Consider the following 26,992-nt stretch of genomic DNA (forward strand, 5'->3'; position numbering starts at 1 on the left):
CATATGAGCGTTGTTTGAAGAGCTATATTGGATAATTGCAGTAAAATCGTACCGTTTTCGTGAGAAGAGGTCTGCAAAGGCTAAAGATAATGCAAAAATCCAGTATAAGATTTCTCGATTCAAGAAATAACGTCTCTATGTTGCAAATATCCAATATAGAAAGTAGCGAATACACAAGAGTCGTATGCATTGCTCCGTACGGAGGGCAATAGCGGACGCTAGAGCCGGGCAATTTTGAAAGCAGAGGAGCAAACGTATGTTTCGCCATTTTCGATCGGACGTTCAAGCAGTATTCGAAAATGATCCGGCGGCCCGAAGCCGTTTCGAGGTCATCTTCACCTATTCGGGTCTGCATGCCATATGGGCGCATCGCATTGCGCATCCCTTATACCGTAGAGGCTGGTTTACGCTTGCGCGGATAATCTCGCAGGTAGGACGTTTCATGACGGGCATCGAGATCCACCCCGGCGCGCGAATCGGCAATCGGCTGTTTATCGATCATGGCATGGGCGTCGTTATCGGAGAAACATGCGAAATCGGAGATGACGTCGTTATCTATCAAGGCGTCACGCTGGGCGGCACAGGCAAGGAAAAGGGCAAACGCCATCCGACGATCGGCAATAATGTCGTCATCGGATCGGGAGCGAAGGTTCTCGGATCCTTCCAAGTTGGAGATAATTCCAATATAGGTTCAAATGCGGTAGTCCTGCGAGAGGTGCCCGATAACAGCACCGTGGTCGGCAATCCGGGCCGTGTCGTGAAGCGGAACGGGGAGCGGGTAGGCGACCGTCTCGACCATAAACAGCTGCCAGATCCGATCATCGAAATGTTCCGCGCGCTGAAAAAGGAAATTGATAGTTTGAAGGCTGAATTAGGCAAGGAAGTTCAAGAGCCCGAAGCAGGAGGAGATTTCGACAATGGCAATTACGATATATAATACGCTCACGAGAGCGAAGGATTTGTTCGTCCCTCAGACACCGGGCAAGGTTAACATGTACGTATGCGGCCCGACGGTGTACGACTATATTCATATTGGCAATGCGCGTCCATTTATTTTCTTCGACGTTGTGCGTCGGTATTTGGAAGCAGCAGGCAACGAGGTGCGTTATATCGTCAACCTTACGGACGTGGACGATAAGCTCATCAAGAAGGCGGAACAGCTTGGTACGACCGTGCCGGAAGTGGCGGAGACGTTCATCGCTGCATTCTATGCGGATATCGATTCGCTTGGCATTCGGAAGGCAACGCTTAATCCGCGCGTGACGGACAATATTCCCGAGATTATCGCGTTTATTGCAGAGCTTGTAGACAAAGGCTATGCATATGAGAGCGAAGGCGACGTATACTTCCGTACGTCCAAATTCGATGAGTATGGCAAGCTGTCGGGCCAAAATATAGGCGAGCTGCAATTCGGCATTCGCGTGGAGGTAGGCGACCGCAAGGAGAATCAGCAGGACTTCGTTCTGTGGAAGGGCGCAAAGCCTGGCGAGATCAAGTGGGAGAGCCCATGGGGCGACGGCCGTCCGGGTTGGCATATCGAATGCTCGGCGATGGCACGCAGATATCTCGGCGATACGCTTGATATTCACGGCGGCGGTCACGACCTGCAATTCCCGCATCATGAGTGCGAGATTGCACAGTCGGAAAGTCTTAGCGGCAAGCCGCTGGCGAATTACTGGATGCATAACGGCTACATTCATATCAATAACGAGAAAATGTCCAAATCGCTCGGCAACGGCATTAAGGTCATTGAGCTCGTAAAGCACATTAAGCCGCAAGCGATTCGTTATTTCGTGCTCTCAACTCACTACCGCAGCCCGCTTAATTTCAGCGACGACACGATTGCGCAAGCGTTGAATAGCGTAGATCGGATCGCCAACTGTGCGGCGAACTTGAAGCATAGGCTTAGCAGCGAAGGACTAAACGATGCTGCTATTGATCCGGCGCTTCAAGGGAAGCTGGATGACATAGGCAGCCAGTTCCATGCGAAAATGAGCGACGATTTCAATACGCCGGATGCGATTACGGCTGTATTCGAGCTAGTGACCGAGGCGAATCAGTATATGAATCGCAACGATGCTTCTGCTGAAGGAATGCAGGCGCTGCTTGGATTGCTTGAGCAATTGGATAACGTTCTCGGACTTCTGCCCGCGCAGGAAGCCGACGCGGAATTGCTCGACGCGGATATCGAGCAACTGATCGCAGAGCGTACGGAAGCGCGCAAAGCGAAGAACTGGGCAAGAGCGGACGAAATTCGCGACCTGTTGGTCGAAAAAAATATTGTGCTTGAGGATACGCCGCAAGGCATTCGCTGGAGACGCAAATGAGCGAACATATAGATGCAAGTTCGCTCATGTTCCACCCGCCCGCCAAGAAGACGCAACTGATTAATCCGGTCGTGCTTGCTTATGTGGGCGATGCCGTATTCGAACTGCTCGTGCGCCAATACTTGGTATCGCTGCCCAACAACAAGTCGCATCATATGCACCGCGAAGCAACGGGCTTCGTGTCGGCTAAGGCTCAGAGGCAATTGCTTGAGCGGTGGCAGCCGCATCTGACGGAGGAGGAGGCGGACATCGTCCGCCGAGGCCGCAATGCCAAGTCGGGTGCTCCGCCCAAGAACGCGGACCCGGCCGATTACCGTCTTGCGACGGCTCTGGAATGCCTTGTCGGCTACTTGTATTACGAGGGGCGCAATGAAAGGCTCGGCGAGCTGTTCGCAATCGGACTTGCCGGTAAATAGAAATAGAGGAGGGAACATGATGTCTGTTGAGAACCAAAACCAAGAGGAAATGATCGCCGGCAAGCATCCCGTGCTTGAAGCGCTTCGTTCCGGACGGGAAATTAATAAAATATGGATTGCCGACGGCGCGCAGAAGACGCTCACGCAGCCGATCGTGGCCGAAGCGAAAAAGCTTGGCATCGTTGTGCAATTCGTCGACAAGCGCAAGCTCGACAGCATGGTTGAAGGCGTTGCCCATCAGGGCGTCGTCGCCCAGGCGGCTGCTTTTGACTACGTAGAGGTTGAGGAACTGCTGGAGATCGCATCGAAGAGCGGGGAGACGCCGTTCATTCTCGTGCTGGACGAGATTGAGGACCCGCATAACCTTGGCTCGATTCTAAGAACGGCTGAATGCACGGGCGTGCACGGCGTTATTATTCCGAAGCGGCGCTCGGCTTCGCTGACCGCTACCGTGCTTAAGACATCGGCCGGAGCGGCAGAGCATGTGCCTGTAGCGAGAGTAACGAATCTGGCACAGACGATCGATAAGCTCAAGGAAGCGGGCGTATGGGTTGCCGGTACGGACGTAAGCGCCTCGCAGGATGTATACAAGATGAAGTTCGATATGCCGCTGGCCGTCGTTATCGGCAACGAGAGCAAAGGCATGGGCCGGCTCATTAAAGAAAAATGCGATTTTCTCGTTAAATTGCCGATGCTCGGCCGTCTGAATTCGCTTAACGCCTCGGTCGCGGCAGGCGTATTGATGTATGAAGTCGTGCGGCAACGCCGGGACGTCTAGAGCATGAAACGGCGCGACGACATTTTGTTGGTCGATGGATACAATATGATCGGCGCGTGGCCTATGCTCGAGAAGCTCAAGGAGCATGACCTTGAGGATGCGCGGGATAAGCTTCTGGACATGCTTGCGGATTATCAGGGCTTCACCGGCATGAAAGTGTATGTAGTGTTTGACGCTTATTTTGTCCCCGGCATAGGGGCTACTTACCGCCAGCATAAGCTCACGGTCATCTACACGAAGGAAAAGGAAACGGCTGACGAATGTATCGAGCGCTTGTGCGCGGAGCTGTATTCGAGGCGGCGGAACATCTACGTGGCAACCTCGGATATGGTTGAGCAGAATGTTGCCTTCGGACAAGGCGCGCTCCGCGTATCCGCGCGCGAGCTGCTGATCGATATCGGTCAGAATCGCAAAGAGATCGAGCAAACGCTTCGGGAAGAAAAGCCGATCAAACGCAATTCGGTCGATTCGAGAGTGAATTTGGAAACGTGGAGCAAGCTGGAGCGTTTAAGGCGCGGAGAGTAGTAAAATGGAAACAGCCTGAGGATGCGGATGCAAATACTCGACATTCCTATTATTTACCGTTCCACAAAGTTACAATTTTACTAGATAATCGATAGTTTCCGAGGCTGAATTGGTTGACGGTATAAGGTTTAATCATGTATACTGACTCTATATTTTCAGAATCTAGCGGTGTACGCCTTGCAGGCCGGAGGGATAGTTCGTGAGCATCGACCTCAAAGAATGGAGTACGCTCGAATACGACTGCAGTACGGACGAGGACATCGTCGAGGCGGTCCGCAACGGCGACAGCATGGCGCTGGAATATTTGATTAATAAGTATAAGAACTTCGTGCGAGCCAAGGCGCGTTCTTATTTTCTTATCGGCGCGGATCGTGAAGATATCGTGCAGGAAGGCATGATCGGCCTATATAAGTCTATTCGCGATTTCAAAGGGGACAAGCTGGCAAGCTTCAAAGCCTTTGCCGAATTGTGCATAACGAGGCAGATCATTACCGCCATCAAAACAGCCACGCGTCAGAAGCATATCCCACTCAATTCGTATGTATCGCTTGACAAGCCAATTTATGACGAAGACTCGGATCGCACGCTGCTGGACGTGATTTGCGGTACGCGCGTATCCGATCCGGAAGAACTTATTATTAATCAAGAAGAATTCATTGGCCTGGAAGATAAGATGTCCGAAATATTAAGCGATCTGGAGCGCAAGGTGCTCATGCTGTATTTGGACGGAAGGTCTTACCAGGAAATTGCCGTCGATTTGGATCGCCATGTGAAGTCGATTGATAATGCTTTGCAGCGTGTGAAGCGGAAGCTTGAGCGTTACTTGGAGATCAGGGACATAAGCGGGTAAGTCTCGCTAGGCAACATGTTACTTAATATTAGGGCTGTCTATTCCGTCTGGCGCGACCAGGCGGATCGGGACGGTTTTTTTATTGTCTGAAGAAGGCTAGGGATGAAAATGAAAGAAGCAGACGATAATGGTAGATGCGAGTCCCATGCTAAGTCAGCTGCCCTGGCAATTATTCGCACGCTGCGCGTCTATCTTTTACGTTGACATGAAAAATGCCATATGATAAAGTGTTTAGGTAGGCCTGAAATCGAGGTTTTTTTTTGTATTGGCGATGGAATCAATGATGTTTCATATAGAGCTTCATGATTCGTATTTTGTAGCAGTTCGGGAGGTGTAATTCAATGCGGGTTATTATCACGTTGGCATGCACAAACTGCAAACAGAGAAACTATGCGAGCAGCAAGAACAAACGCAATCACCCCGACCGCATCGAGTTGAAGAAGTTTTGCAAGTTCTGTAACGAGCAGACTCCTCATCGCGAGACGAGATAGTCAATTGGAGGTGTGACCGTGGCATTTTTGGCTAAACTGAAGCAAGGCTTTGGTAATACGTTTAGTTTTTTTGCCGACAGCTGGGCAGAACTCAAGAAAGTTCGCTGGCCAAATCGTAAAGAGTTGACAAGCTACTCGATCGTCGTTCTTTTAACGATCACGTTTGTAACGATTTACTTCTGGCTTCTTGACATCGGGATCTCGACTCTGGTTGAACTCATTGTTTAAGAAGGGTCCAAAGGTGGATTAGTGATGGAAAAAAGATGGTACGTCGTGCACACTTACTCCGGGTATGAGAACAAGGTGAAAGTTAACCTGGAACGCCGTGTTGAATCGATGGGCATGGAAGACAAGATCTTCCGCGTGCTCGTTCCCATGGAAGATGAAGTGGTAGAGAAGGACGGTAAGAAGAAGACCGTTCAACGTAAAGTCTATCCCGGCTATGTTCTTGTGGAAATGGTTCAAACCGACGATTCATGGTACGTTGTTCGGAATACGCCAGGCGTAACTGGATTCGTAGGCTCAACTGGTTCCGGTTCGAAGCCGACTCCTCTATTGCCCGATGAAGTGGAGCAAATCCTCAAGCATATGGGTATGGAAGAGCCGAAGCCGAAGATCGAATTCGAGCTGAAGGAAACGGTTCGCGTCAAAGTAGGTCCTTTCGCGGACTTTGTCGGTTCGGTAGAAGAAATTTTGCTCGACAAAGCGAAGTTGAAGGTTCATGTCAACATGTTTGGCAGGGAAACCCCTCTTGAGCTCGACTATACTCAAGTGGAGAAGATATAATATCCGGTTTCCAGGTTCGATCGAATGCGTCCGCGCATTTCATCGAATGGTGTTATGCTTTAGGATTTCAGGGTAAGGAGGTGTGAATCATGGCAAAAAAGGTCATCAAGATGGTCAAACTGCAGGTTCCTGCAGGTAAAGCTAACCCAGCGCCACCAATCGGTCCGGCACTAGGTCAAGCAGGCGTTAACATCATGGCTTTCTGTAAAGAGTTCAATGCTCGTACTGCGGATCAAGCTGGTCTGATTATTCCAGTCGTGATCACTGTATTCGAAGACCGTTCCTTTACATTCGAAACAAAAACGCCGCCGGCTGCAGTATTGCTCCGCGTCGCTGCTGGTATCGAAAAAGGTTCAGGCGAGCCGAACAAGAAAAAAGTTGCTACTGTAAAACGCGATAAAGTTCGTGAAATCGCAGAGCAAAAAATGCCGGATCTAAACGCAGCCAATGTTGAAGCGGCTATGCGTATGGTTGAAGGTACTGCGCGCAGCATGGGCGTAACAATCGTCGACTAATTCCGTATAGGCTATTGCAGCTTTAACGGAATTAGAACGATCTGTCTTGCGAAAGCAATCGGCTTTCGCAGGTGGGAGGATTATCCCTAGGAGGATGACCCGCTATACCACATAAGGAGGAAAACAAAATGGCTAAACACGGTAAAAAATATGTTGAAGCTGCTAAGCTGATCAACAGCGAAGCAACTTACGAGCCGGCTGAAGCGATTGAACTCGTTAAGAAGGCTGCAACAGCTAAATTCGACGAATCCGTCGAAGTAGCCGTTCGTCTGGGCGTTGACCCTCGTAAACAAGACCAAGCGGTGCGCGGCGTCGTTGTACTTCCGCACGGCACTGGTAAAACAAAACGCGTTCTCGTTTTCGCAAAAGGCGAAAAAGCGAAAGAAGCGGAAGCTGCAGGCGCTGACTTTGTTGGCGACGCAGACATGATCAACAAAATCCAACAAGGCTGGTTTGAATTCGACGTTTGCGTAGCAACGCCGGACATGATGGCTGAAGTTGGTAAACTTGGACGTATCCTCGGCGGTAAGGGCTTGATGCCTAACCCGAAAGCTGGTACAGTAACATTCGATGTTACGAAAGCCGTTCAAGAAATCAAAGCCGGTAAGATTGAATACCGTCTTGATAAAGCAGGTCAAATCCACGCTCCAATCGGTAAAGTATCGTTCGATGCTGAGAAGCTGAACGAGAACCTTAAAGCATTGCTTGATGCTTTGGTTCGCGCTAAACCGGCTGCTGCAAAAGGTATTTACCTGAAAAACATCGCCGTTTCCTCGACTATGGGCCCTGGCGCTCGTGTATCGACAGCGAACTACCGCTAAGAAACGGAACTAAATTTCGAATACGCATACCGTAGACAGTAGGTGCCATTAGGCTTAATTTCCTACCGAGGTGTTATGATAAAACGTTTGTAAGCGAGCTATGGCCATCCGGCCTTGCCGCGATAACGAAATCATGGCCTTCGCAACGTCTGCGAAGGCCTTTCTCATGCATCGAGGCGAGGAAAGCCCGTCGTATATCGGGATGTACAATATTACGGGAGGTGTACAGTTTGGCTAACGCAAAGATCATCCAAGAGAAACAAGAAGCAGTTGCAGTAATCGCGTCGAAGCTTGTTGAAAGCTCGACTACGGTTGTTGCCGACTATCGCGGATTGAACGTTGCGCAAGTTACTGAACTTCGGAAACAACTCCGCGATGCGGGCATTGAATTCCAAGTTTTGAAAAACTCGCTCGTTCGCCGTGCAACTGAAGGTACCGATTTCGCAGGATTGAACGAGATCCTGACTGGTCCAACAGCAATCGCATTCGGCAAAGAAGATGCCGTTGCTCCAGCGAAAATCTTGAACGATTTTGCTAAGAAAAACGAAGCTTTGAAACTAAAAGGCGGTATCGTTGAAGGCAAAGTCGTTGATATGGAACAAATCAAAGCTCTTGCAGAGCTTCCGTCCCGCGACGGTTTGCTCTCCATGCTCCTCAGCGTATTGCAAGCCCCTATGCGCAACTTCGCGCTTGCGGTTAAAGCAGTCGGCGAGAAGCAAGAAGCACAAGCTTAAGCAACAACGCATTGCAACAATTGATGTAACTGTCATCCGGCTTATGCCGGTCGCATAACGCAAGAACCAAAAAAACTAAACCAAATTTTCGGAGGTATAACCATGTCTAAAGAGCAAATCTTGGAAGCCATTAAAGTTATGACCGTTCTTGAACTGAACGACCTTGTAAAAGCAATCGAAGAAGAATTCGGCGTTACAGCCGCAGCTCCAGTAGCTGCTGGCGGCGCAGCAGTAGCTGTTGAAGCTGAGCAATCCGAATTCGACGTAATCCTTAACAACGCTGGCGCATCGAAAATCAACGTAATCAAAGTTGTTCGCGAAATCACAGGTCTTGGCCTGAAAGAAGCGAAAGACTTGGTTGACAGCGCTCCTAAAGCAATCAAAGAAAAAGTTGCTAAAGAAGAAGCTGAAGCTGTTGCAGCTAAACTTACTGAAGCTGGTGCTTCCGTAGAAGTTAAGTAATATCGCTTAAATTGCATACAGCAGGGTCTAGAGCATTCGCTATGACCCCGCTGACGAGCCCCTTGGAACCGCTTGGTTTCAAGGGGTTCGTTGCATGTTATAAGGGAATAGCTCAAGAATGACGGAAGGGAAGCCGAAACATGTCGAATCATTATTATTCCGAAAGCCCGGATGTGAAGCATAATAGGCGGGAGCATACCTTTGATTTGCGGGGCTTTGCCTTTCGCTTCATGACGGATGCTGGCGTATTCTCGAAGACCGGCGTCGATTACGGAAGCCGGGTGTTGATTGATGCGATGGAGATCGGAAGCGATGCGAAGGTGCTCGATGTCGGCTGCGGCTATGGTCCGATCGGACTGACCGCGGCCAAGTTGGCGGATCGCGGCCACGTGACGATGATTGATATTAATGAAAGAGCAGTCGAGCTGTCTCGCGAGAATGCACGAATTAACGGCATAGCGAACGTAACTGTTCTGCAAAGCGATATATATGCCGCCGTGAAGGGACAACGGTTCAATGCTATTGTGACGAATCCCCCGATACGCGCGGGCAAGGCGGTTGTCCATCGGATTTTCGAAGAGGGCTATGAGCTGCTGGAGCCGGGCGGAACGATGTGGGTTGTCATTCAGAAGAAGCAGGGTGCTCCGTCGGCGGAAGCCAAGCTTAAGGCGTTATTCGGAGAGCATGAAGTTGAGGAAGTAACGAAGGATAAAGGCTATCGGATTTTCAAAGCAACTAGGACATAAGGGCACAATGAAATCTATTTTCAAAGATTGTTTTCAAATGAATTGCAAAATAGTTTGACTTGACTTTTTGGATATGGTAGTATTATAAAATGTCAGCATTAAATTGGGCTCAATCTCTTTAGTCAACTAAAATGTCAAGTGTGATTTTTTGGGCGCGGATTGCATAAGATATGCAAGTTTGACGTATAATGTTTACATTTTGGGCAAAATTACTTGATATGTGACCATCGCGCCGCGCTGCGAATGGTTAGCTGCCGGAAACACGCTCTTTTTTCGAACTATTCGATAAGGGCTTTTCTTTATTTAACTATATAGGCGGCTGGTGTCGGCTATGAGTGACGCAGTAAGTATCGATGCTGTGAGACAGACATGAGGGGTGAGGTTAAGTTGGCAGGACAACTTGTTCAGTATGGTCGGCGAGCGCGCAGAAGCTACGCCCGAATCAACGAGGTGCTGGAAGTCCCGAACCTGATTGAAATCCAACAAAAATCGTATGAGAAGTTCTTGGACAGCGATTTGATTGAATTGTTTCAGGATATTTCTCCGATTTCGGACTTTACGGGCAATCTATCGCTTGAGTTTATCGACTATAGCTTAGGCGAACCGAAATATTCGGTCGATGAATCAAAAGAGCGCGACGTGACGTATGCAGCTCCTTTACGCGTTAAGGTACGGCTTTTCAATAAGGAGACCGGCGAAGTAAAGGAACAAGAAGTGTTCATGGGTGATTTCCCGCTTATGACTGAGACAGGCACGTTTATTATTAACGGGGCCGAGCGGGTTATAGTCAGCCAATTGGTTCGCTCCCCGAGTGTGTACTTCAGCACGAAGGTTGATAAGAACGGGAAGAAGAACTACACGGCAACGGTTATTCCGAACCGTGGCGCTTGGCTGGAGCTCGAAACAGATGCCAAGGATATTGTTTACGTTCGTATTGACCGGACCCGGAAAATTCCGGTAACGGTGCTTTTGCGCGCACTTGGTTTTGGCACAGACGCTGAGATTCTCGAGCTGCTAGGCCATGATGAGTATATTCGCAATACGCTAGACAAGGACAATACGGATTCCACGGAGAAAGCGCTGATCGAGATTTACGAGCGTCTTCGTCCGGGTGAGCCGCCGACTTTGGATAATGCGAAGAGCTTGCTTGTAGCTCGTTTCTTTGATCCAAAACGATATGACCTGGCCAATGTCGGCCGTTACAAAATAAACAAGAAGCTTCACATCAAAAATCGTTTGTTCAACCAGAAGCTCGCCGAGAATTTGGTTGATCCGACAACTGGCGAGATTATCGCTGAATCGGGACAAATGATCGACCGCCGCTTGCTTGACGAGATCCTTGAGAAGCTTGAGACCGATGTAGGCTTCAAAACGTATCACGTCGCTAACGGTGTGCTTGATGCTGATAGTATTCCGCTGCAAACGATCAGCGTATTCTCACCGATTGACGAGAACAAAGTCATTAAAGTAATCGCGAATGGCGTAATTGATAAATCCGTTAAGCATATTACGCCTGCGGACATCATTTCCTCCATTAACTATTTCATTAACCTGCTTCACGGGGTTGGCAGCACGGACGATATCGATCATCTCGGTAACCGCCGTCTGCGTTCCGTAGGCGAATTGCTGCAGAACCAGTTCCGTATCGGTCTATCCCGTATGGAGCGCGTTGTGCGCGAAAGAATGTCGATTCAGGATGCGAATGCGATTACGCCTCAGGCGCTGATCAACATTCGTCCGGTAATCGCGTCGATCAAAGAGTTCTTCGGTTCCTCGCAGCTTTCACAGTTCATGGACCAAACGAATCCGCTTGCTGAATTGACGCATAAGCGCCGTCTGTCGGCACTCGGACCGGGCGGTTTGACGCGGGAACGCGCAGGCTTCGAAGTGCGTGACGTCCATCACTCTCATTATGGCCGTATGTGCCCGATTGAGACGCCTGAGGGACCGAACATCGGTTTGATCAACTCCTTGTCCTCGTTCGCCCGCATTAACGAGTACGGCTTCATCGAAGCTCCGTATCGTTGGGTGGATCCGAAGACCGGCGTTGTAACCGAACAAATTTCATATATGACTGCCGATGAGGAAGATAACTACGTTATCGCGCAAGCGAACGCGAAGCTGACGGATGAAGGTCAATTTGCTGAAACGAATACAATTGTTCGTTACAACAAACAGGCCGACAACATCCTTACGATGCCTAGCGAACGCGTTGACTATATGGACGTATCGCCTAAGCAGGTAGTGTCGGTTGCTACTGCGCTCATTCCGTTCCTGGAGAACGATGACTCCAACCGCGCCCTGATGGGATCGAACATGCAACGTCAAGCCGTACCTCTTCTTATCCCGAAAGCACCGTTCGTCGGTACGGGTATGGAGCATAAGGCAGCGAAAGATTCGGGTGTTTGTATTGTTGCCAAATATGACGGAATTATCGAGCGTTCGTCGGCTAACGAAATTTGGCTGCGCCGCGTAGAGATGATTGACGGCAAACCGGTAACAGGAGACTTGGTTAAGCACAAGCTTCATAAGTTTATGCGTTCCAACCAAGGTACGTGCATCAATCAACGTCCGCTCGTACGCAAGGGCGACGTTATCAAGAAAGGCGATATTCTCGCTGACGGACCTTCTACGGAGCAAGGCGAATTGGCGCTTGGACGTAACGTAGTCGTCGCGTTCATGACGTGGGAAGGCTACAACTACGAGGATGCCATCTTGCTTAGCGAGAAGCTTGTGAAGGAAGACGTGTATACGTCCATTCACATTGAAGAATATGAGTCCGAAGCCCGTGATACGAAGCTGGGACCGGAAGAGATTACACGCGACATTCCGAATGTCGGCGAAGATGCGCTCCGCAACCTTGACGAGCGCGGTATTATCCGTGTTGGCGCTGAGATTAACGCAGGAGACATACTTGTCGGTAAAGTAACGCCTAAGGGCGTAACGGAGTTGACGGCCGAGGAAAGATTGCTTCACGCGATCTTCGGTGAAAAAGCGCGCGAGGTTCGCGATACATCGCTCCGCGTACCGCATGGTACGGACGGTATCGTTGTAGACGTGAAAGTGTTCACGCGCGAGAACGGCGACGAACTGCCTCCAGGCGTTAACCAATTGGTTCGTGCTTATATCGCTCAGAAGCGTAAAATTTCCGAGGGCGATAAAATGGCCGGACGTCATGGTAACAAAGGGGTTATCGCCCGTATCATGCCGGAAGAGGATATGCCGTTCCTTCCGGACGGCACGCCTGTAGAAGTCGTGCTCAATCCGCTCGGCGTACCGTCGCGGATGAACATCGGTCAGGCGCTTGAGGTTCACCTTGGCATGGCTTGTAAGCATCTCGGCATTCATGCCGCAACGCCGGTATTCGACGGCGCGCGCGAGAATGACGTCTTCGATACGATGGAAGAAGCAGGCATGCAGCGTAACGGTAAGACTGTACTTTATGACGGACGTACAGGCGAGAACTTCGAGCGTGAAGTTACCGTTGGCGTCATGTACATGATCAAGCTGGCGCATATGGTCGACGACAAAATCCATGCCCGTTCGACGGGTCCATACTCGCTCGTTACGCAACAGCCTCTCGGCGGTAAAGCGCAATTCGGCGGACAACGTTTCGGGGAGATGGAAGTATGGGCGCTTGAGGCATACGGCGCAGCATACACGCTCCAAGAAATTCTTACCGTCAAATCCGATGACGTGGTCGGCCGTGTGAAAACGTACGAATCGATCGTCAAAGGCGAGAATGTTCCTGAACCGGGCGTACCTGAATCGTTCAAAGTTTTGATCAAAGAGCTTCAAAGCTTGGGTATGGACGTTAAGATCCTGAGCGAGAATGAAGAAGAGATCGAAATGAAGGAAATGGACGACGAGGACGAGAACACGGGCGATAAGCTCAATCTTAATCTAGAAGGCACAGAAGTCGGCGCAGCAGAATAAGCAATCGGCGGAATTCCGGGAAGCGTCACGCGCTCCTCGGAATTCGGCAGTTTACGCATTAAGACATAGTTATAGATGACGAAGGAGGGTTGCTCCTTGTTGGACGTGAACAACTTCGAGTATATGAAAATCGGTCTGGCATCGCCTGACAAAATTCGCTCGTGGTCCCGCGGAGAAGTTAAGAAACCGGAGACAATCAACTATAGGACTTTAAAACCGGAGAAGGAAGGACTCTTCTGCGAAAAAATCTTTGGACCTACTAAGGACTGGGAATGTCATTGCGGCAAATACAAACGCGTTCGTTACAAAGGCGTTGTCTGCGACCGCTGCGGCGTCGAAGTTACTCGCGCGAAAGTTCGCCGTGAGCGTATGGGACATATCGAGCTTGCAGCTCCTGTATCCCATATCTGGTATTTCAAAGGTATTCCAAGCCGTATGGGCCTTGCGCTTGATATGTCCCCTCGTTCCCTTGAGGAGATCATTTATTTCGCGTCTTACGTTGTTACCGACCCAGGCGAAACACCGCTTGAGAAGAAACAACTGTTGTCCGAGAAAGAATACCGCAGCTATCGCGAGAAGTACGGTTTTGGCTTCCATGCAGGGATGGGCGCTGAGGCGGTTAAGAAACTTCTTCAAGATATCGACATTGATAAAGAGCTTGAGCAATTGAGGGAAGAGCTGCGTACGGCTCAAGGGCAACGCCGTAACCGTGCGATCAAGCGTCTTGAAGTTGTAGAAGCATTCCGCAATTCCGGCAATGAGCCGGAGTGGATGATCCTGGATGTGCTTCCGGTCATTCCTCCCGAGCTTCGCCCAATGGTACAGCTCGACGGCGGCCGTTTCGCAACGTCCGACCTTAACGATCTGTATCGCCGTGTGATTAACCGGAACAACCGTCTGAAGCGTCTGCTTGATCTTGGCGCACCGGACATTATCGTACAAAACGAGAAGCGTATGCTTCAAGAAGCCGTTGACGCCTTGATCGATAACGGTCGTCGCGGCCGTCCGGTTACAGGACCGGGCAACCGTCCTTTAAAATCGCTCAGCCACATGCTCAAAGGTAAGCAAGGACGTTTCCGCCAGAACTTGCTCGGTAAACGGGTTGACTATTCCGGTCGTTCCGTTATCGTCGTAGGTCCTAACCTGAAGATGTTCCAGTGCGGCCTTCCGAAGGAAATGGCGCTTGAGCTATTCAAGCCGTTCGTCATGAAGGAGCTCGTCAACAAAGGGCTCGCTCATAACATTAAGAGCGCGAAGCGCAAAGTTGAACGCGTAAGCCCTGAAGTATGGGACGTTCTTGAAGAAGTCATCAAGGAGCATCCGGTATTGCTTAACCGTGCCCCGACGCTTCACCGTCTCGGTATTCAAGCGTTCGAGCCTATCTTGGTTGAAGGTAAAGCCATTAAACTGCACCCGCTCGTATGTACGGCTTACAACGCTGACTTCGACGGCGACCAAATGGCCGTTCACGTGCCGTTGTCCGCTGAAGCGCAAGCGGAAGCTCGCCTTCTTATGCTTGCATCGGGCAACATCTTGAACCCTAAGGACGGTAAGCCAGTCGTTACGCCATCGCAGGATATGGTTCTCGGCAGCTACTATCTGACTATGGACAACAAAGAGTCCAAAGGCAGCGGTTCGGTATTCGGCACGATTAACGAGGCAATTTCCGCTTATCAGCGCGGTATTGTATCGTTGCATGCGCGTATCTTCATTCCGGTTCGCGTTTTGAAGAAAGTTAATTTCACCGAGCAACAGCAAAATTCGTTGCTAGTCACGACGGTTGGTAAGGTTATCTTCAACGAGATTTTCCCTGAAGATTTCCCTTACATCAACGAAGCGACGAAGACGAACCTGCTTCAAGGCACGCCGGATAAATATTTCGTATACGAAAAAGGCGCCGACCTTGTTAAGTTTGCCGAAGAATTGACCACGCCGGGTGCGGTAGGCAAAGACTATCTTGCGCTTGTTATCGCGGAATGCTTCCGTCAATACCACACAACGCTTACGGCTGTCATTCTCGACCGCATTAAGCAGCTCGGTTTCACTTATTCGACGAAGGCTGGTATTACGATCGGCGTATCCGACGTTATCATCCCGCAAGAAAAAATAGAAATCATGAAACGTTCCGACGAGAAGGTCGCAACCGTCATGAATCAATACCGTCGCGGTTTGATTACGAACGAAGAGCGTTATGACCGTATCATCACCATTTGGAGCGCGTGTAAAGACGAAATTACCGAAGTTCTCATGAAATCGATGGATCGTTACAACAACATCATGCTCATGGTGGATTCGAAAGCACGGGGCAACAAATCGCAGATTACTCAGCTTGGCGGTATGCGAGGTCTGATGGCCAACCCATCCGGTCGTATCATCGAGTTGCCAATCAAATCGAACTTCCGTGAAGGCCTTACCGTCCTCGAGTACTTCATCTCGACGCATGGTGCGCGTAAAGGTCTGGCGGATACAGCGCTTCGTACGGCCGACTCGGGGTACTTGACCCGCCGTCTGGTTGACGTTGCGCAAGACGTTATCGTTCGCGAGGATGATTGCGGTACGGATAAAGGCTTCACCGTCAGCAAGATTCAAGACGGTAAAGAGGTTATCGAGGATCTGTACGACCGTATTGAAGGACGCTACTCCTTCGAGACTGTTCGTCATCCGAAGACTGGCGAGATTATCGTTAACCGCAGCGAGCTGATCGATTCGAACAAAGCGGATGCGATCATCGATGCAGGTGTCGAGAAACTGCAGATTCGTTCTGTGCTCAGCTGCCGTGCGCGTCATGGCGTATGTAAAGTGTGCTACGGCCGTAACCTGGCAACTGGTAAGCATGTAGAGATTGGTGAGGCGGTAGGTATTATCGCAGCGCAATCGATCGGCGAACCAGGAACACAGCTCACAATGCGTACGTTCCATACGGGCGGTGTTGCCGGCGATGACATCACGCAAGGTTTGCCGCGTATTCAAGAGTTGTTTGAAGCGCGTAATCCGAAAGGTCAAGCGATCATTTCGGAACTTGACGGAGTCATCAAGGAAATCCGTGAAGCGAAGGATCGTCGCGAAATCGAGGTTCAAGGCGAAGCGGAAACGAAGGTATACGCTGTTACTTACGGATCGCGTATCCGCGTAACGGAAGGCCAGCATATCGAGGCGGGAGATGAACTGACAGACGGTTCCATCGACCCTAAAGACATGCTGCGCATCAAAGGCATCCGTGGCGTTCAGAACTACATTTTGCAAGAAGTACAACGCGTTTACCGGAACCAAGGGGTAGAAATTAATGACAAGCACGTTGAAGTCATGATTAAGCAAATGCTCCGTAAAATCCGTATCGTAGACGCTGGGAATACAACTCTTCTGCCAGGTGCGTTCGTCGACATTCATGAATATGAATCGCAGAACCGCGACGCGATCTTCGCTGGTAACGAGCCTGCTGTCGCTAAACCGGTATTGCTCGGTATTACGAAGGCTTCGCTTGAGACGGATTCGTTCTTGTCGGCCGCATCTTTCCAAGAAACGACACGCGTATTGACCGACGCTGCCATTAAAGGCAAAGTCGACCAATTGCTCGGGTTGAAGGAAAACGTTATTATCGGCAAGCTGATCCCGGCTGGTACCGGTATGCAGCGTTACCGAAATATCCATTTCGTAGGCATGGAAGATGAAGAAGGCAATGCAATAGTTCAGGAAGAAGCTACGGAAGCCGTAGCTATCGAATAGATGACCGTCTATTGGTCTAGCAGTCAGTAGACCTTGAAAGAAGTGATACATGCACCCGTTAGCATAATGCTAGCGGGCTGCGTGGATCGCTTTTTCTTTTGAACTAATGTAGTAAATGTTGTATAGGGTTAATCAATATTTCGGTAGCGTTCATGGATAATCCTTGATCTAGAGGAAGGTGTTGGATGATGCTGAGTGCTCTATTTGTACGGTAGACGAGATAATCTTATAGGGATTTTTATTTTCAGAGGATATCACTTGACATGTGCATAGTATAGATGCTAATATGTCGAAGTGTGCCTAATGACTAGGAATTAGTAATCCGCATGTTCATTAATGATCCGCCTGGATCTGTGGGCTTAAATGAGGTAAAATGTCTACCGTACTAAAGACATTGATATAGGGAAGGGGGTGGCAACATGCCAACAATTAACCAGCTAGTCCGTAAAGGACGCCAAGCGAAAGTCGTTAAATCGAAATCGCCAGCATTGCAAAAAGGTTTCAACGCTTTGAAACGTGAAGCTACTGACATCAGCGCTCCTCAAAAACGCGGTGTGTGCACTCGTGTAGGTACAATGACTCCGAAGAAACCGAACTCCGCACTTCGTAAATATGCCCGTGTTCGTCTGACGAACCGTGTAGAGGTTACGGCGTACATTCCGGGTATCGGACATAACCTGCAAGAGCACAGCGTTGTATTGATTCGTGGCGGACGGGTAAAAGACCTTCCAGGTGTACGTTACCATATCGTTCGTGGCGCTCTTGATACTGCAGGCGTTAACAACCGGAATCAATCCCGTTCGAAATACGGAACAAAACGTCCTAAAGTTAAAAAATCGTAAGAATAACTCTATTGAGTTAATAACAAGCTAGAACAAGCGACTATAAGAAGAAAGGGGGACTTTACATGCCACGCAAAGGTCCTGTAACGAAGCGCGATGTGCTTCCAGATCCGATTTATAACAGCAAGCTGGTAACGCGCCTAATCAACCGTATTATGCTTGACGGTAAAAGAGGCGTAGCAGCAACGCTGCTATACGATGCTTTCAAATTGATTCAAGAACGCTCGGGTAAAGATCCGATGGAGGTTTTTGAAACAGCTTTGAAAAACATTATGCCGGTTCTTGAGGTTAAAGCTCGCCGTGTAGGCGGCGCTAACTATCAAGTGCCTATCGAAGTTAAACCAGAGCGCCGTACGGCACTTGGTCTCCGTTGGCTCGTGAACTACTCACGTAACCGCGGCGAGAAAACGATGGAAGAGCGTCTAGCTGCTGAAATCCTGGATGCTTCGAACAACACTGGCGCTTCTGTTAAGAAACGCGAAGATACGCACAAAATGGCTGAAGCAAACAAAGCGTTTGCTCACTACCGCTGGTAGAATCTTAACAATCGAGAGGAGACCATTTTATGTCAAGAGAGTTCTCCTTGAATAATACGCGCAATATCGGGATCATGGCGCATATTGATGCTGGTAAAACGACTACTACAGAACGGATCTTGTTCTTCACGGGCCGTACTCACAAAATCGGTGAGGTGCACGAAGGTGCAGCTACGATGGACTGGATGGAACAAGAACAAGAACGCGGTATTACGATTACGTCTGCCGCGACAACCGCTCAATGGAACGGTCACCGCATCAATATTATCGACACCCCGGGACACGTTGACTTCACAGTTGAAGTTGAACGTTCCCTGCGCGTATTGGACGGGGCTGTTGGGGTTTTCAGTGCGAAAGAGGGCGTTGAGCCACAGTCTGAAACCGTATGGCGTCAGGCTGACCGTTACCATGTACCACGTATCGCTTACGTCAATAAGATGGACATCATTGGCGCAGACTTCCTGAATGTTATTAAAGACATGCGTGAGCGTCTGCAAGCTAATGCGGTTGCGATTCAAATACCGATCGGCGCCGAGAATGATTTTGTTGGCGTTATCGATATTATTGAACGCGTAGCATATAAGTACAAGGATGATACAGGTAAAGATCCTATTCAAGTTGAGATTCCTGCTGAGTACGGCGACCAAGTCGAAGAGCTTCGTACGGAATTGATTGAAAAGGTTGCGGAACTGGACGAAGAATTAACAATGAAATATTTGGAAGGTGAAGAACTCACTATTCCAGAAATTAAAGCAGCGCTCCGTAAAGGCGTATGCGAGGTTAAAATCTTCCCAGTAATCGTTGGATCTTCATACCGCAATAAAGGCGTTCAATTGATGTTGGATGCAGTTGTTGACTATCTTCCATCCCCACTCGATGTACCAGCAATCAAAGGTACGCTCGAGGATGGAGAAGAAGGTTCGCGACCGTCGTCTGATACAGAGCCGTTCTCGGCTTTGGCATTCAAGATCATGACGGACCCTTATGTTGGTAGATTGACGTTCTTCCGTGTGTATTCGGGCGTACTGAAATCCGGTTCGTATGTTCTTAATTCAACTAAGGGCAAACGTGAACGGATTGGACGTATTCTTCAAATGCATGCGAACTCTCGTCAAGAGATTTCGGAAGTGTATTCCGGCGATATCGCCGCAGCCGTTGGTCTTAAAGACACAACGACTGGCGACACACTTTGCGATGAGAAGAGCATCATCGTTCTTGAGTCGATGAACTTCCCAGAACCAGTTATCTCGGTTGCTATCGAACCAAAAACGAAAGCCGACCAAGATAAACTCGGTATTGCGATTTCCAAGCTTGCTGAGGAAGATCCTACTTTCCGCGCACATACGGACGAAGAAACAAACCAAACGATTATTTCCGGTATGGGTGAGCTTCACCTTGAAATTCTCGTTGACCGTATGTTCCGCGAATTCAAAGTCGAGACAAACGTTGGTAAACCACAAGTTGCTTACCGTGAGACGTTCCGTCAGGCTGCGAAGGTTGAAGGCAAGTTCGTTCGTCAATCCGGTGGTAAAGGTCAATTCGGACATTGTTGGGTTGAGTTTTCACCACTTGAGCCAGGTACAGGCTTTATATTCGAAAACAAAACAGTCGGCGGTTCGATTCCACGTGAATTTATCGCTCCTATCCAGGCTGGTATTGAAGAGTCGATGAAGAACGGCGTAGTAGCCGGCTTCCCGCTCGTAGATGTCAAAGCTGTTGTTGTTGACGGATCCTATCATGATGTCGATTCCTCCGAGATGGCGTTTAAAATTGCAGGTTCGATGGCGCTTAAAGCTGCCAAAGAAAAATGTAAGCCAGTATTGCTCGAGCCAATCATGAAGGTTGAAGTTACTGTTCCTGAAGAGTACATGGGCGATGTTATGGGTATGCTTAACTCCCGTCGCGGTCGTATCGAAGGTATGGATTCGCGCGCAGGCGCGCAAATCATCCGTGCTAAGGTGCCTCTCTCCGAGATGTTTGGTTACTCCACAACACTTCGTTCCGGTACACAAGGACGCGGCGTATTCTCGATGGAGCTTTCTCACTATGAAGAAGTTCCTAAGTCGATCGCTGAAGAAATCATTTCCAAACACAAAGGCGGAGAGTAATCCCCGCGTTTGGCTAACGAAAGTTTGTTTTAGGCCGGCATTAGGTTTGCTTGCACTCTAGGTGTCGGCCCACACATAAAAAAATATGATGGTATATGAGGAGGATTAAGTTCAATGGCTAAGGCAAAATTTGAACGTAATAAACCGCACGTTAACATTGGTACTATCGGTCACGTCGATCATGGTAAAACGACATTGACAGCTGCGATCACAACTGTACTTTCCAAAAAATACGGCGGTGCAGCAATTGCATTCGACCAAATCGACAAAGCTCCAGAAGAGCGTGAGCGCGGTATCACGATCTCGACAGCTCACGTTGAGTATGAGACGCCAGCTCGTCACTACGCTCACGTTGACTGCCCTGGTCACGCCGACTATGTTAAAAACATGATCACTGGTGCTGCTCAAATGGACGGAGCTATTCTTGTAGTTTCCGCTACTGACGGTCCAATGCCGCAAACTCGTGAGCATATCTTGCTTTCGAAACAAGTAGGCGTACCTTACATCGTTGTATTCCTTAACAAATGCGACATGGTTGAAGATGAAGAGCTTCTTGAGCTTGTTGAAATGGAAGTTCGCGATCTTCTTTCCGAGTATGAGTTCCCAGGCGACGACACTCCGATCATTCGCGGTGCTGCTCGTGAAGCTCTTGCTAATCCAGAAGGCCCTTGGGCTGAAAAAATCATCGAGCTCTTCGAGCAAGTTGATACTTACATCCCAACTCCTGAGCGCGACACAGCTAAGCCTTTCCTTATGCCTGTCGAGGACGTATTCACAATCACTGGCCGTGGTACAGTTGCTACAGGTCGCGTAGAGCGTGGCGTTATCAAAGTAGGCGACGAGGTAGAAATTATCGGTCTTGCTGAAGAGTCCCGTAAATCCGTAGTAACTGGCGTTGAAATGTTCCGTAAATTGCTTGACTCCGCTCAAGCTGGGGACAACGTAGGCGCATTGCTTCGTGGTGTAGACCGCAGCAACATTGAGCGTGGTCAAGTATTGGCTAAACCAGGTTCGGTTAAACCACACACGAACTTCACTGCTCAAATCTACGTTCTTACTAAAGAAGAGGGTGGCCGTCACAAGCCTTTCTTCACAGGCTACCGTCCACAGTTCTACTTCCGTACGACTGACGTAACAGGTATCATCAACCTGCCAGAAGGCACTGAGATGGTTATGCCTGGCGACAACATCACTGTAACGGTTGAGCTAATCGCTCCAATCGCTGTTGAAGAGGGAACTCGTTTCTCCATTCGTGAAGGCGGCCGTACTGTAGGCGCTGGCGCAGTAGCAACTATCCAAAAATAATAAACGCGGCCTTAGGCCGAAGTTTATGGAAAAAAGCTCCCACGTTCGTGGGAGCTTTTTTTGTTTTTAGAAGGGAATTTGGATATTTTTCATGTAACTAATCATTGACGGTATGCAGGTTCGGCCTTTAATATTAAATGTAATGTAAAAAGGTTGTCCACGCTCCGAAGGCATTCAGTCCCTACAAATCAGTCATTTTCCGAAGAGAAAGGTATAGCCTTTTTTGTATTGTCTGGATGGACCTGCACGAGCACAACAACTTTAAAGTAAAGGTACACACGATGAGAGGGGTTTATCGAATGAAGAAAAAGTTTTGGTTAGGTATTACGCTCGCAACTGTTATGGTTGTAACGGCAGCGTGTGGCGCAAACAGTTCAAGCAATACGAATACAGGCTCCAATAACAATGCCGGCAACACGGGCGGCGATGCGGAGAAAACGTATACGATAGCTATCTCGCAAGTGGTTGAGCATCCATCACTCGATGCAACAAAAGACGGTTTCATTGCAGCATTGAAGGATGCAGGCATTGAAGAAGGTAAAAATCTTAAGATCGATATGAACAACGCACAAGCGGATACGGCTAACAGCAAAACGATTTCGCAGAAAATCGCTTCTGGAAAAGCTGATCTTGCACTTGGTATCGCAACGATGACAGCGCAGAACTTGGCTGAAGACGTTACGAACATTCCGGTGTTGTTCGCAGCCGTAACGGATCCGATCGATGCGGGGATCGTTAAACAGCTAGAAGCTCCAGGCGGCAACATCACAGGCGCGTCCGATACGAATCCTGATGCGGTTAAGCAAACGATGGACTTCATTGCTGCCGAACTTCCAGAAGTGAAGAAAATAGGCCTAGTCATTAACGAGGGCGAGCCAAATGCGGTTGTTATGGCGAAATATGCGGAAGAAGCGCTTAAAACGCATGGCATCGAGCTTGTCAAAGCGCCGATTGTCAACATTTCCGACGTTCAACAAGCAGCCGAGTCTTTGGTAGGTCGTGTAGATGCCATCTACATTACGCTCGACAACAACGTTGTCAGCGGCGTGGATTCCATTATTGAAGTGGCTAACCAAAACGACATTCCGTTCTTCTCCGCTGACCGTGATTCGGTAGAAAAAGGAGCTTTCCTAGCTGTTGGATTCAAATACTTTGATCACGGTTATGAAGTTGGACAAATGGCAGTTGAGATTTTGAAAAACGGTAAAAAACCAGGCGAGATGGATGTCACGGTTCCGCAAAAGCTTGATTTCATCATGAACCTTAAGGCTGCTGCAGAGCAAGACATTACGGTTACGGATAAAATGAAAAGCTATGTGAAAGACCCTGAGAACAACATCATCGAGTAAGTCTTGCTAGATCGGAATAGAATAAGAAAATGAAAACATGCGGGGTGAGCGGTAATTCTGTTCATCCCCTTGTTGCGATAAAGGAGTTGCATAACGATGCTCACATCGTTACAGGGTGCTATAGAGAGCGGCCTGTTATATGCGTTGATGGCGCTTGGCGTCTATATTACGTTTCGAATTCTCGACTTTCCGGATTTAACGGTAGACGGCAGCTTCACAACGGGAGCCGCGATTGGCGCAGTGATGTCCGTAAACGGTACGCCTCCGTGGATTGCAGTTATTTGTGCCTTTATTGGCGGAGCGATTGCGGGCACTTGCACCGGATTGCTTCATACGAAAGGCAAGATCAATGGCCTGTTGTCCGGAATCATTATGATGATTGCCTTATATTCGATTAACTTGCGTATTCTTGGCAAGCCAAACGTTTCGTTGCGCAATATGGACAATGTCTTTGACGGGGCTTCGGTGCTAGTGCTTGCTGTAATACTGGCTATTGCAGTTAAAGTATTGCTGGACCTATTCTTCAAAACCGATATGGGGTTAAGCTTGCGTGCAACTGGGGATAACTCGCGGATGATTCGCAGCTTCGGCGCGAATACTGACATTACAACGATTTTCGGTATTGCACTGTCTAATGCGTTAGTGGCTACTTCTGGAGCGCTTATCGCACAGCAGCAAAAGTTTGCGGACAACAGCATGGGTATCGGGATGATCGTAATCGGACTAGCTTCCGTTATCATTGGCGAGGCGATTTTCGGATCGAGGTCGATATTCCGCGCAACGCTCGCTGTTATTCTAGGAGCGATAATTTATCGGATTATTTTTGCGCTCGCGTTGCGCGTCGAGTGGCTTGAAGCGTCAGATATGAAGCTTATTACGGCGGTTATCATTATTTTCGCTCTCGTTGTACCTTCGGCAAGGCGCGCGGTGAAGATGAAGAGCGTCGCTCGCAAGCGTACGGCAGAGATGCTGGCGAAGGTCGGCAACGCCCCAGAAGCAGGAGGTGAGCGTTAATGCTTGAGATTGCTAACGTATCCAAGCTTTTCAATCCAGGCACGGTAGATGAGAAGACAGCGCTCGTAGGCGCCAATCTCGTAATGAAGCCAGGAGATTTTGTTACCGTTATCGGAAGTAACGGTGCCGGCAAGTCGACGCTTATGAACATTATCTCCGGCGTGATGAGACCGGATGCCGGCGATGTGAAGATCGACGGTCGCGTCATCTCCCCAATATCCGAGCATCAGCGGAGCCGTTGGATCGGACGTGTCTTCCAGGATCCGATGGCCGGCACGGCACCGCGCATGACGATCGAGGAGAATATGGCGATGGCCTATACCCGCGGCAAGTCGCGTGGCTTCTCCTTCGGCGTGAATAAAGCTAGGAAGAAAATTTTCAAAGAAGAATTGTCGCGTCTTGGCATTGGGCTTGAGAATCGTCTAAGCGCAAAGGTAGGCTTGTTGTCAGGCGGCGAGCGTCAAGCGCTAAGCTTACTTATGGCGACGTTCACCCGTCCGCAGATCCTATTGCTGGACGAGCATACGGCAGCGCTGGATCCGGCTCGAGCTGAGTTAATCACGACGCTGACGGAAAGCATCGTTCGCGAGATGAAGCTCACGACGCTTATGGTTACCCATAACATGGAGCAGGCGATCCGCCTAGGCAACCGTCTTATTATGATGGATAAGGGCCGCATTATTCTGAACGTCAATGAGGATCGTAAGCATAACCTCACCGTGGAGCAGTTGCTCGGCGAGTTCGAGCAGATCAGCGGCAAGAAACTGGCTGACGATCGCATCGTGCTGGGGTAGGGTATTAATGAGGGAGCCGCACTGCGTGGAAAGCGGGGGTTTGCGTCTGTGTTGTAACCGTATTGTTAGGGTTAGATTACAACGCGGATACAATACGGATTTCAAAAGCACCGTCCTCATCAAACCTTATATATAATAGAAGAAACGCGTGCGATATTGAGTCGCACGTGTTTTTTGTTGCGACTGAAACGATAGTTCGATTTCGTCGAACTAATTTTGACTAATGGGCTCCATTGTGCTCGATAGTGGCATTTCATCAAACTAATTTACCGTAAATAGCTCAAAAAACTAAAACCATTGAATTAATTTCCCGAAATGACATTACCGCTCGCAGCGACCAGTAGCAGGCAACTCAACATTCACTAGCAGCAAAGTAGTAGCAGCATTGATCGGCAATTAAATCTTCCCTCCTTATTTTTACTAATGAATTGCTGCTAGTGTCGTTATATAATGTGTTTCGGGTCAATAATGAGTGAGGACATCTCATATCGGATACAAAGAACGACACTTGCTACGTATGCTCGTTCAATTATCTTCGAACGAGCATGCACTTCTTCCTAGAGCGAGCTGAGTTGGAAGTGTTAGAGGGAATTGGAACGTAGCAAAGCTGGGCTCGAGCCGGAGAGTTTACGTTCCGTTTTCGATACTGTGATGCATCCTTAAACTCTAATTATAGCATCACAGTTTCAATGGTTGACGAAGGCCGAGTGCAGCGTTGCGTAGCGATTATTTTCCTCATAATCATTCCCATAGTGCGAGCAGTATTTATTTTGTTGCAATTGCCTATTAGATTCGGTATAATATTGACTGTTGGTCTGACGTTGCGTTGATGCGAGAGGTTGCCGACACACCCCGCTCCTTTGCCATGGAGCGCGTGAAGGGTTTTTCTCGCGGAGTATGTCCGATAATAAATTGGGCGATAGAAGGAGGGACTTATATGGCAAAGCAAAAGATTCGTATTCGTTTGAAAGCATACGATCACAGAATTCTTGATCAATCCGCAGAGAAAATCGTGGAAACTGCAAAACGTTCCGGTGCAGGCGTATCCGGGCCGATTCCGTTACCAACGGAAAAGCAAATCATCACCATTCTCCGTGCGGTACACAAGTACAAGGATTCGAGGGAGCAATTCGAACAACGCACTCATAAGCGTTTGATCGATATTGTTAACCCAACGCCGCAAACGGTTGATGCGTTGATGCGCCTGGATTTACCATCCGGTGTAGATATCGAAATCAAACTGTAATATCAGTATATGCGATCATAGAAAGGAAATGAGGTGTCAACATGAAAGGTATCTTAGGGAAAAAACTTGGAATGACTCAAGTGTTTACTCCTGAAGGAAACGTCATTCCAGTAACGGTAATCGAAGCTGGACCTTGCGTCGTTCTTCAGAAGAAAGACCAAGAGAACGATGGCTATGAAGCCGTTCAATTCGGTTTCTCCGATAAGAAAGAAAGCAGAACGAATAAGCCAGAGATCGGCCACGCTAAGAAAGCTGGCGCGACTCCTAAGCGCTACGTTCGTGAGATTCGCGGCATTATCCTTGGTGATTACGAAGTTGGCCAGGAAGTTAAGGCAGACTTGTTCGCAGAGGGCGAATTCGTTGACGTAACAGGTATTTCGAAAGGTAAAGGCTTTGCCGGCGTTATCAAACGTTGGGGACAAAGCACTGGACCGATGGCACACGGTTCGCGTTACCACCGTGGTCCAGGTTCGATGGGTTCGATCCAAGCTAACCGCGTACCGAAAGGCAAACGCCTTCCAGGTCACATGGGTAACGAAACGATCACAATCCAAAAGCTTGAAATTATCCGTGTAGATGCAGAACGTAACGTTCTTCTTGTAAAAGGTTCCATACCGGGCCCTAAAAACGGATTCGTTAAAGTAAAACAAACCGTTAAGAAATAATTGCTCTTGAAGAAAGGAGGAAC

25 protein-coding genes and 1 other annotated feature are annotated in these 26,992 nt (G+C 49.0%); all 25 genes read left to right on the forward strand.

The genetic code is table 11. From position 1 onward, the window contains the following. Window positions 1-256 precede the first annotated feature (256 nt). The 25 genes from cysE to rplC all read left to right on the forward strand — a co-directional run bounded on the left by cysE (window position 257) and on the right by rplC (window position 26,969). On the forward strand, window positions 257-937 hold the full coding sequence (gene cysE, locus J2T14_RS29895) for a serine O-acetyltransferase (RefSeq protein ID WP_307476822.1): 681 nt from the start codon (window positions 257-259) through the stop codon (window positions 935-937). Continuing rightward, a complete protein-coding gene (gene cysS, locus J2T14_RS29900; RefSeq protein WP_307476824.1) occupies window positions 918-2,327 on the forward strand; it encodes a cysteine--tRNA ligase in 1,410 nt (469 codons plus the stop codon). The genes cysE and cysS overlap by 20 nt, the downstream gene beginning before the upstream one ends. Then, the gene (locus J2T14_RS29905) at window positions 2,324-2,743 is read left to right on the forward strand and encodes a Mini-ribonuclease 3 (RefSeq protein WP_307476827.1); all 420 of its coding nucleotides are present in this window, start codon (window positions 2,324-2,326) and stop codon (window positions 2,741-2,743) included. The genes cysS and J2T14_RS29905 overlap by 4 nt, the downstream gene beginning before the upstream one ends. Window positions 2,744-2,762: 19 nt before the next feature. Continuing rightward, a complete protein-coding gene (gene rlmB, locus J2T14_RS29910) occupies window positions 2,763-3,521 on the forward strand; it encodes a 23S rRNA (guanosine(2251)-2'-O)-methyltransferase RlmB (RefSeq protein ID WP_307208463.1) in 759 nt (252 codons plus the stop codon). 3 nt (window positions 3,522-3,524) lie between these two features. Continuing rightward, complete coding sequence (locus J2T14_RS29915; protein ID WP_307208464.1) at window positions 3,525-4,046, forward strand: NYN domain-containing protein; 522 nt, start codon at window positions 3,525-3,527, stop codon at window positions 4,044-4,046. 199 nt (window positions 4,047-4,245) lie between these two features. Continuing rightward, entirely contained in the window at window positions 4,246-4,896 is a 651-nt protein-coding gene (gene sigH, locus J2T14_RS29920) for an RNA polymerase sporulation sigma factor SigH (RefSeq protein ID WP_307208465.1), read from the forward strand. 341 nt (window positions 4,897-5,237) lie between these two features. After that, complete coding sequence (gene rpmG, locus J2T14_RS29925) at window positions 5,238-5,387, forward strand: 50S ribosomal protein L33 (protein ID WP_015847242.1); 150 nt, start codon at window positions 5,238-5,240, stop codon at window positions 5,385-5,387. An 18-nt stretch (window positions 5,388-5,405) separates the two neighbouring features. Beyond that, window positions 5,406-5,615 (forward strand): preprotein translocase subunit SecE, encoded by a 210-nt coding sequence (gene secE, locus J2T14_RS29930; protein WP_307208467.1) that lies wholly within the window; start codon window positions 5,406-5,408, stop codon window positions 5,613-5,615. A 24-nt stretch (window positions 5,616-5,639) separates the two neighbouring features. Beyond that, on the forward strand, window positions 5,640-6,173 hold the full coding sequence (nusG, locus tag J2T14_RS29935; protein ID WP_307208468.1) for a transcription termination/antitermination protein NusG: 534 nt from the start codon (window positions 5,640-5,642) through the stop codon (window positions 6,171-6,173). Between the two features lie 89 nt (window positions 6,174-6,262). After that, a complete protein-coding gene (gene rplK, locus J2T14_RS29940; RefSeq protein ID WP_307208469.1) occupies window positions 6,263-6,688 on the forward strand; it encodes a 50S ribosomal protein L11 in 426 nt (141 codons plus the stop codon). Between the two features lie 128 nt (window positions 6,689-6,816). Next, window positions 6,817-7,509 (forward strand): 50S ribosomal protein L1, encoded by a 693-nt coding sequence (rplA, locus tag J2T14_RS29945; protein WP_307208470.1) that lies wholly within the window; start codon window positions 6,817-6,819, stop codon window positions 7,507-7,509. Between the two features lie 11 nt (window positions 7,510-7,520). Beyond that, window positions 7,521-7,684, forward strand: a sequence feature (ribosomal protein L10 leader region). Window positions 7,685-7,739: 55 nt separating this feature from the next. Then, the gene (gene rplJ, locus J2T14_RS29950; RefSeq protein WP_307208471.1) at window positions 7,740-8,243 is read left to right on the forward strand and encodes a 50S ribosomal protein L10; all 504 of its coding nucleotides are present in this window, start codon (window positions 7,740-7,742) and stop codon (window positions 8,241-8,243) included. A gap of 102 nt (window positions 8,244-8,345) precedes the next feature. After that, window positions 8,346-8,705, forward strand: a complete 360-nt coding sequence (gene rplL / locus J2T14_RS29955; RefSeq protein WP_137186567.1) for a 50S ribosomal protein L7/L12 — start codon at window positions 8,346-8,348, stop codon at window positions 8,703-8,705. 140 nt (window positions 8,706-8,845) lie between these two features. Continuing rightward, the gene (locus tag J2T14_RS29960; RefSeq protein WP_307476830.1) at window positions 8,846-9,451 is read left to right on the forward strand and encodes a class I SAM-dependent methyltransferase; all 606 of its coding nucleotides are present in this window, start codon (window positions 8,846-8,848) and stop codon (window positions 9,449-9,451) included. 369 nt (window positions 9,452-9,820) lie between these two features. Then, window positions 9,821-13,387 (forward strand): DNA-directed RNA polymerase subunit beta, encoded by a 3,567-nt coding sequence (gene rpoB, locus J2T14_RS29965; RefSeq protein WP_307208474.1) that lies wholly within the window; start codon window positions 9,821-9,823, stop codon window positions 13,385-13,387. 96 nt (window positions 13,388-13,483) lie between these two features. Then, complete coding sequence (gene rpoC, locus J2T14_RS29970) at window positions 13,484-17,110, forward strand: DNA-directed RNA polymerase subunit beta' (RefSeq protein WP_307476832.1); 3,627 nt, start codon at window positions 13,484-13,486, stop codon at window positions 17,108-17,110. Window positions 17,111-17,529: 419 nt separating this feature from the next. Next, on the forward strand, window positions 17,530-17,952 hold the full coding sequence (rpsL, locus tag J2T14_RS29975; protein ID WP_307208476.1) for a 30S ribosomal protein S12: 423 nt from the start codon (window positions 17,530-17,532) through the stop codon (window positions 17,950-17,952). 65 nt (window positions 17,953-18,017) lie between these two features. Continuing rightward, window positions 18,018-18,488 (forward strand): 30S ribosomal protein S7, encoded by a 471-nt coding sequence (gene rpsG / locus J2T14_RS29980; RefSeq protein ID WP_307208477.1) that lies wholly within the window; start codon window positions 18,018-18,020, stop codon window positions 18,486-18,488. A gap of 29 nt (window positions 18,489-18,517) precedes the next feature. Next, entirely contained in the window at window positions 18,518-20,596 is a 2,079-nt protein-coding gene (gene fusA / locus J2T14_RS29985) for an elongation factor G (RefSeq protein WP_307208478.1), read from the forward strand. A gap of 114 nt (window positions 20,597-20,710) precedes the next feature. Continuing rightward, complete coding sequence (tuf, locus tag J2T14_RS29990) at window positions 20,711-21,901, forward strand: elongation factor Tu (RefSeq protein WP_307208480.1); 1,191 nt, start codon at window positions 20,711-20,713, stop codon at window positions 21,899-21,901. Between the two features lie 299 nt (window positions 21,902-22,200). Beyond that, entirely contained in the window at window positions 22,201-23,250 is a 1,050-nt protein-coding gene (locus tag J2T14_RS29995) for an ABC transporter substrate-binding protein (RefSeq protein WP_307476834.1), read from the forward strand. Between the two features lie 96 nt (window positions 23,251-23,346). Next, window positions 23,347-24,264 (forward strand): ABC transporter permease, encoded by a 918-nt coding sequence (locus J2T14_RS30000; protein ID WP_307476836.1) that lies wholly within the window; start codon window positions 23,347-23,349, stop codon window positions 24,262-24,264. After that, complete coding sequence (locus J2T14_RS30005) at window positions 24,264-25,058, forward strand: ABC transporter ATP-binding protein (protein WP_307208483.1); 795 nt, start codon at window positions 24,264-24,266, stop codon at window positions 25,056-25,058. The genes J2T14_RS30000 and J2T14_RS30005 overlap by 1 nt, the downstream gene beginning before the upstream one ends. Window positions 25,059-25,995: 937 nt before the next feature. Then, window positions 25,996-26,304, forward strand: coding sequence for a 30S ribosomal protein S10 (rpsJ, locus tag J2T14_RS30010; RefSeq protein ID WP_017692074.1), 309 nt, complete (start codon window positions 25,996-25,998; stop codon window positions 26,302-26,304). A 41-nt stretch (window positions 26,305-26,345) separates the two neighbouring features. Then, complete coding sequence (gene rplC / locus J2T14_RS30015; protein WP_307208484.1) at window positions 26,346-26,969, forward strand: 50S ribosomal protein L3; 624 nt, start codon at window positions 26,346-26,348, stop codon at window positions 26,967-26,969. The last annotated feature ends 23 nt before the right edge of the window (window positions 26,970-26,992 follow it).

This window comes from Paenibacillus harenae, assembly GCF_030812415.1.
GTDB lineage: Bacteria > Bacillota > Bacilli > Paenibacillales > Paenibacillaceae > Pristimantibacillus > Pristimantibacillus harenae_A.

Excerpts from the sequence above, each read along its gene's own strand:
- rpoB (WP_307208474.1), top strand. The coding sequence starts at position 9,821 with ATGAGGGGTGAGGTTAAGTTGGCAGGACAACTTGTTCAGTATGGTCGG.
- rpsG (WP_307208477.1), top strand. The coding sequence starts at position 18,018 with ATGCCACGCAAAGGTCCTGTAACGAAGCGCGATGTGCTTCCAGATCCG.
- rlmB (WP_307208463.1), top strand. The coding sequence starts at position 2,763 with ATGTCTGTTGAGAACCAAAACCAAGAGGAAATGATCGCCGGCAAGCAT.
- cysS (WP_307476824.1), top strand. The coding sequence starts at position 918 with ATGGCAATTACGATATATAATACGCTCACGAGAGCGAAGGATTTGTTC.
- J2T14_RS29995 (WP_307476834.1), top strand. The coding sequence starts at position 22,201 with ATGAAGAAAAAGTTTTGGTTAGGTATTACGCTCGCAACTGTTATGGTT.
- rpsL (WP_307208476.1), top strand. The coding sequence starts at position 17,530 with ATGCCAACAATTAACCAGCTAGTCCGTAAAGGACGCCAAGCGAAAGTC.
- cysE (WP_307476822.1), top strand. The coding sequence starts at position 257 with ATGTTTCGCCATTTTCGATCGGACGTTCAAGCAGTATTCGAAAATGAT.
- rpmG (WP_015847242.1), top strand. The coding sequence starts at position 5,238 with ATGCGGGTTATTATCACGTTGGCATGCACAAACTGCAAACAGAGAAAC.
- J2T14_RS30000 (WP_307476836.1), top strand. The coding sequence starts at position 23,347 with ATGCTCACATCGTTACAGGGTGCTATAGAGAGCGGCCTGTTATATGCG.
- rplL (WP_137186567.1), top strand. The coding sequence starts at position 8,346 with ATGTCTAAAGAGCAAATCTTGGAAGCCATTAAAGTTATGACCGTTCTT.
- fusA (WP_307208478.1), top strand. The coding sequence starts at position 18,518 with ATGTCAAGAGAGTTCTCCTTGAATAATACGCGCAATATCGGGATCATG.
- J2T14_RS29905 (WP_307476827.1), top strand. The coding sequence starts at position 2,324 with ATGAGCGAACATATAGATGCAAGTTCGCTCATGTTCCACCCGCCCGCC.
- rplC (WP_307208484.1), top strand. The coding sequence starts at position 26,346 with ATGAAAGGTATCTTAGGGAAAAAACTTGGAATGACTCAAGTGTTTACT.
- nusG (WP_307208468.1), top strand. The coding sequence starts at position 5,640 with ATGGAAAAAAGATGGTACGTCGTGCACACTTACTCCGGGTATGAGAAC.
- J2T14_RS29960 (WP_307476830.1), top strand. The coding sequence starts at position 8,846 with ATGTCGAATCATTATTATTCCGAAAGCCCGGATGTGAAGCATAATAGG.
- rpsJ (WP_017692074.1), top strand. The coding sequence starts at position 25,996 with ATGGCAAAGCAAAAGATTCGTATTCGTTTGAAAGCATACGATCACAGA.
- rplK (WP_307208469.1), top strand. The coding sequence starts at position 6,263 with ATGGCAAAAAAGGTCATCAAGATGGTCAAACTGCAGGTTCCTGCAGGT.
- tuf (WP_307208480.1), top strand. The coding sequence starts at position 20,711 with ATGGCTAAGGCAAAATTTGAACGTAATAAACCGCACGTTAACATTGGT.
- J2T14_RS29915 (WP_307208464.1), top strand. The coding sequence starts at position 3,525 with ATGAAACGGCGCGACGACATTTTGTTGGTCGATGGATACAATATGATC.
- rplA (WP_307208470.1), top strand. The coding sequence starts at position 6,817 with ATGGCTAAACACGGTAAAAAATATGTTGAAGCTGCTAAGCTGATCAAC.
- J2T14_RS30005 (WP_307208483.1), top strand. The coding sequence starts at position 24,264 with ATGCTTGAGATTGCTAACGTATCCAAGCTTTTCAATCCAGGCACGGTA.